The organism is Citrobacter sp. wls716, assembly GCF_005280975.1.
GTDB classification, from domain to species: Bacteria; Pseudomonadota; Gammaproteobacteria; order Enterobacterales; family Enterobacteriaceae; genus Citrobacter; species Citrobacter youngae.
This window is the reverse complement of record NZ_SZWX01000013.1, coordinates 1-4,284: the sequence shown is the minus strand read 5'-3', so window position 1 is coordinate 4,284 and position 4,284 is coordinate 1. Positions and strand designations below refer to the sequence as shown.

Sequence of the window (4,284 nt, the reverse complement as noted above, 5' to 3'; positions counted from 1 at the left end):
CAACGTGAGAAGTGTTGATGGTGATACCACGTGCTTTTTCTTCCGGCGCGTTATCGATCTGATCGAATGCGCGAGCAGCACCGCCGTAGGTTTTAGCCAGAACGGTAGTGATTGCAGCGGTCAGCGTTGTTTTACCATGGTCAACGTGGCCGATAGTACCGACGTTAACGTGCGGTTTTGTACGTTCAAATTTTTCTTTAGACATCGATTGTCCCTCTAAGACACGGATAAATCGGTGATATCACCACATCAACCAGGCAATATACCTGAGCTGTTGAATGCTTTTAAAAGTAAACAGAGAGAAACGGGAGGGAGAAGTGAAGTGGTGCTGATACCCAGAGTCGAACTGGGGACCTCACCCTTACCAAGGGTGCGCTCTACCAACTGAGCCATATCAGCACGTCTGGAGCGGGCAGCGGGAATCGAACCCGCATCATCAGCTTGGAAGGCTGAGGTAATAGCCATTATACGATGCCCGCATCCTGAAACTCGGCTACCCAGTTCTTTCTGTAACAAAAAAGAGATTTCTCTCTTTTATGTTTGAGCTGATTAAATTTTTTAACCAACTCAGGCGGCGATAACGCTGCCAGAAAGTGGTGGTGGGGGAAGGATTCGAACCTTCGAAGTCTGTGACGGCAGATTTACAGTCTGCTCCCTTTGGCCGCTCGGGAACCCCACCGGACTTGATGGTGCCGACTACCGGAATCGAACTGGTGACCTACTGATTACAAGTCAGTTGCTCTACCTACTGAGCTAAGTCGGCATCAAGTAGCGCGCATTTTATGGATACCTGCGTGCTCATGCAACTAAAAAATTGCATAAAATGTTCTTCCGCTCACATTTTGCACTATACGCCCGATAAATAATCTATTTCTTATCTGAATTGCACAAATTTCCAACGTTGAGCGTTATAACCGGAGAGGGTTTTGCTCCGTTATTCACGTCCAGACAGAGAGAAAGCACATCTTTATACATCTGGAATACTCGTCACAATGCTTTTCAGGGGACGATTTTTTCTTATTATTCCCCCTCATCTGGTGTTACCCTCCTGCCCATTGTCCAAATTAACTGAAATGTGCGTGCCATTGCGTGCCGGGGATGATTTCGTTTTTTATCACTGACCTGATATAGCAATGACAGCCAGACCATGCGTATGAGTATAAAAGAGCAAGCGTTAACGTCGCCTTACCTACAGTTTGATCGCAACCAGTGGGCTGCGCTTCGTGATTCAGTGCCGATGACCCTGACCGAGGAAGAGATTGCTCGTCTTAAAGGCATTAACGAAGACTTATCGCTGGAAGAAGTTGCCGAGATTTATTTGCCTCTATCGCGTTTGCTAAATTTTTACATCAGTTCGAACCTGCGACGTCAGGCAGTGCTGGAGCAATTTTTAGGCACGAATGGCGAGCGTATTCCTTATATCATTAGTATTGCTGGCAGCGTCGCCGTCGGTAAAAGTACGACAGCGCGCGTTTTGCAGGCACTGCTTAGCCGCTGGCCAGAGCACCGCAAAGTTGAGCTGATTACGACCGATGGGTTTCTTCACCCAAACCAGGTGTTGAAAGAACGCGGGCTCATGAAGAAGAAAGGCTTCCCTCAGTCTTATGATATGCACCGTCTGGTAAAATTTGTTTCCGACCTGAAGTCAGGCGTCCCTAACGTCACAGCGCCGGTCTATTCTCATCTAATCTATGATGTGATCCCTGATGGTGACAAAACCGTTGCCCAGCCCGACATATTAATACTCGAAGGGCTAAATGTATTACAAAGCGGGATGGACTATCCTCACGATCCACATCATGTATTTGTTTCTGACTTTGTCGACTTTTCTATTTATGTTGATGCGCCAGAAGAATTACTCCAGACGTGGTATATCAACCGTTTTCTGAAATTCCGTGAAGGGGCGTTTACCAACCCGGACTCTTATTTCCATAACTATGCAAAATTATCAGAAGATGAGGCTATCAACACTGCCACATCGCTATGGAAAGAAATCAACTGGCTGAATTTAAAGCAAAATATTTTACCAACGCGTGAAAGAGCCAGCTTGATAATGACTAAAAGTGCCAATCATGCCGTTGAGCAAGTCAGGTTAAGAAAATAAATAAAAAAGGGGAGCCGATGCTCCCCTTCTTCTTATTATTCAGCGCTTCTGAGCGATATTTCCCCACCCATCCATGGCTTTATCTCACCATTCTGCTCAAGCAATAGTGCACCTTGAGCATCTATTCCCCGCGAGATACCAAATATTTCTTTATCGCCAATAATGAGTTTAACCGGGCGGTTGATAAAGTTATCAAGTGCCTTCCAGCGTGATAAATAAGGCACTAACCCCTCTTGCTCAAACAGTATCAGTGCAGCACGAAGCTCGCGGATCAGTCGAGCCGCAAGAGTATTACGGTCAATGTTTATGCCTGCTTCCTGTAGGTTAATCCACCCCTGATTAACCACATTCTCTTCGACCCGGCGCATAGACATGTTAATTCCGGCACCAATAACGATTTGTGCGGCATCACCCGTCTTACCAGTGAGTTCTACCAGGATCCCTGCCAGTTTACGATCGAGCAAATAGAGATCATTAGGCCATTTAACACGTACTTTATCCGCACCCAGATCGCGTAAAACCTCAGCCATGACGATACCAATGACCAGACTCAGGCCAATTGCAGCGGCCGGGCCCTGCTCCAGGCGCCAGAACATAGAGAGATACAGGTTAGCACCAAATGGCGAAAACCATTTACGCCCACGCCGGCCACGACCAGCCTGCTGATACTCCGCCACGCAGGCATCTCCGGATTCCAGTTGCCCAATTCGATCCAGCAGATACTGGTTGGTTGAATCGATTACGGGTAGAACAGTAATGTTTCCGCCGCCCAGCTGAGAATGAATAAGTGATGAATCTAATAGCTGGATAGGTTCAGGTAAGCTATATCCTTTACCAGGGACAGTAAATACATCAACACCCCAGTCACGTAGCGTCTGGACATGCTTATTGATTGCCGCACGGCTCATTCCCAGCGTTTCACCGAGTTGCTCACCGGAGTGAAATTCGCCATCGGCTAATAATGAAATAAGCGTCAGGGGGACGGTATTATCCTTCATGCAACGATCTCCACGGCATTCACCTCACCCTGCGGGCCGATAAACCGGACTTCCGGTTCGAGCCAGACATTGAATTTCTCACCGACTTTTTGGCGTACGTGATGCGCAAGTTGCACTACATCCTGACTCGTCGCATTATCTGCATTGATCAGCACCAGTGCCTGCTGCTGATGTACCGCTGCGCCACCAATGCGCATGCCTTTAAGCTGGCATTGATCGATAAGCCAGCCAGCAGCCAGTTTCACAGAACCATCAGCCTGCGGGTAATGAGGCGCAATCGGAAATTTCGCCAGAAGTTCCTGTGCGATATCCGAACTGACAACCGGATTTTTGAAGAAACTCCCCGCATTACCGTTTACTTTTGGATCGGGCAGCTTTGTGGTGCGCATATGACAAACAGAATCAAAAACCTGCTGAGGCGTTACCGTTGCAGGATCCAGGCGCGTCAGGTCACCGTAAGTGAGGACGGGCTGCCACTGTTTAGGTAAACGCAGCCCAACGGCTACAATCGCGAAACGATCCTGGTACTCATGCTTGAAGATACTGTCGCGGTATCCAAATCGGCATTCTGTGGCACTTACACGCAGATGCTTACCGGTAGCCAGTTCAATGCAGTCCACATATTCGCAAACACGCTGAAGTTCCACACCATAAGCACCAATATTCTGGATTGGCGATGAGCCAACACAGCCGGGAATAAGCGCCAGGTTTTCCAGTCCAGGCATGCCAAGCTGCAATGTATGCTGTACCAGATGATGCCAGTTCTCACCAGCCCCAACATGTAGGTACCACGCGTCAGGCTTCTCTGTAACCTCTATACCTTTAATACGATTGACGATCACTGTTCCCTGGAAGGTATCAAGAAACAGGATGTTACTCCCTTCGCCCAGGATCAGTACTGGATGATGTGATGCATTGGCTAATTGCCAGGCATTCAGTAGTTGTTGCTCATTTTCGGCGCGGACAAGTTCATTAGCTTGTTGATCGATACCGAAGGTGTTCCAGGCTTTAAGGGAGTGATTCATAGACGCTTTCCTGATGCAAAATCGCGCTTAGTTTACCGCATATGCTGCAGGATGGCTTGTGTTATGGAGGCTCAGGATGTTGCTTTGCCCCCGATGGTACGCGCTGCGCCGCATCCGGCAATGTGTACCCCGCACAGACGCAAAAAAGCCCATCCGT

4 protein-coding genes, 4 tRNA genes and 1 pseudogene are annotated in these 4,284 nt (G+C 48.3%); 2 read left to right on the top strand and 7 right to left on the bottom strand.

All coding sequences use genetic code 11. The annotated features are described in order from the left end of the window. The 5 genes from FDX24_RS00675 to FDX24_RS00655 all read right to left on the bottom strand — a co-directional run. Window positions 1–205, bottom strand: a 205-nt coding sequence (locus FDX24_RS00675; protein ID WP_000031659.1) for a GTP-binding protein, incomplete at its 3' end; no start/stop codon positions are given. Window positions 206–323: 118 nt separating this feature from the next. Continuing rightward, window positions 324–399: transfer RNA gene (locus tag FDX24_RS00670), tRNA-Thr, on the bottom strand. Window positions 400–404: 5 nt separating this feature from the next. Beyond that, window positions 405–479, bottom strand: a tRNA-Gly gene (locus tag FDX24_RS00665). A gap of 115 nt (window positions 480–594) precedes the next feature. Further along, window positions 595–679: transfer RNA gene (locus FDX24_RS00660), tRNA-Tyr, on the bottom strand. 8 nt (window positions 680–687) lie between these two features. Beyond that, window positions 688–763: transfer RNA gene (locus FDX24_RS00655), tRNA-Thr, on the bottom strand. A gap of 19 nt (window positions 764–782) precedes the next feature. Here FDX24_RS00655 and FDX24_RS23575 point away from each other — a divergent pair. Both FDX24_RS23575 and coaA read left to right on the top strand, forming a co-directional pair. Beyond that, window positions 783–863: pseudogene (locus FDX24_RS23575) on the top strand (hypothetical protein); the annotation flags it as partial. Between the two features lie 290 nt (window positions 864–1,153). Further along, a complete protein-coding gene (gene coaA / locus FDX24_RS00650) occupies window positions 1,154–2,104 on the top strand; it encodes a type I pantothenate kinase (protein ID WP_043018507.1) in 951 nt (316 codons plus the stop codon). A 35-nt stretch (window positions 2,105–2,139) separates the two neighbouring features. Here the strand turns inward: coaA and birA are convergent, their stop codons facing one another. Together birA and murB are read right to left on the bottom strand one after the other, a co-directional pair. After that, on the bottom strand, window positions 2,140–3,102 hold the full coding sequence (birA, locus tag FDX24_RS00645; RefSeq protein WP_115644119.1) for a bifunctional biotin--[acetyl-CoA-carboxylase] ligase/biotin operon repressor BirA: 963 nt from the start codon (window positions 3,100–3,102) through the stop codon (window positions 2,140–2,142). Continuing rightward, window positions 3,099–4,127 (bottom strand): UDP-N-acetylmuramate dehydrogenase, encoded by a 1,029-nt coding sequence (murB, locus tag FDX24_RS00640; RefSeq protein ID WP_137363676.1) that lies wholly within the window; start codon window positions 4,125–4,127, stop codon window positions 3,099–3,101. Before murB ends, birA begins: the two co-directional genes overlap by 4 nt. Between the last annotated feature and the right edge of the window lie 157 nt (window positions 4,128–4,284).

Bases quoted from the DNA above. Each gene is read 5' to 3' on its own strand.
- coaA (WP_043018507.1), top strand. From the start codon at position 1,154: ATGAGTATAAAAGAGCAAGCGTTAACGTCGCCTTACCTACAGTTTGAT.
- murB (WP_137363676.1), bottom strand. From the start codon at position 4,127: ATGAATCACTCCCTTAAAGCCTGGAACACCTTCGGTATCGATCAACAA.
- birA (WP_115644119.1), bottom strand. From the start codon at position 3,102: ATGAAGGATAATACCGTCCCCCTGACGCTTATTTCATTATTAGCCGAT.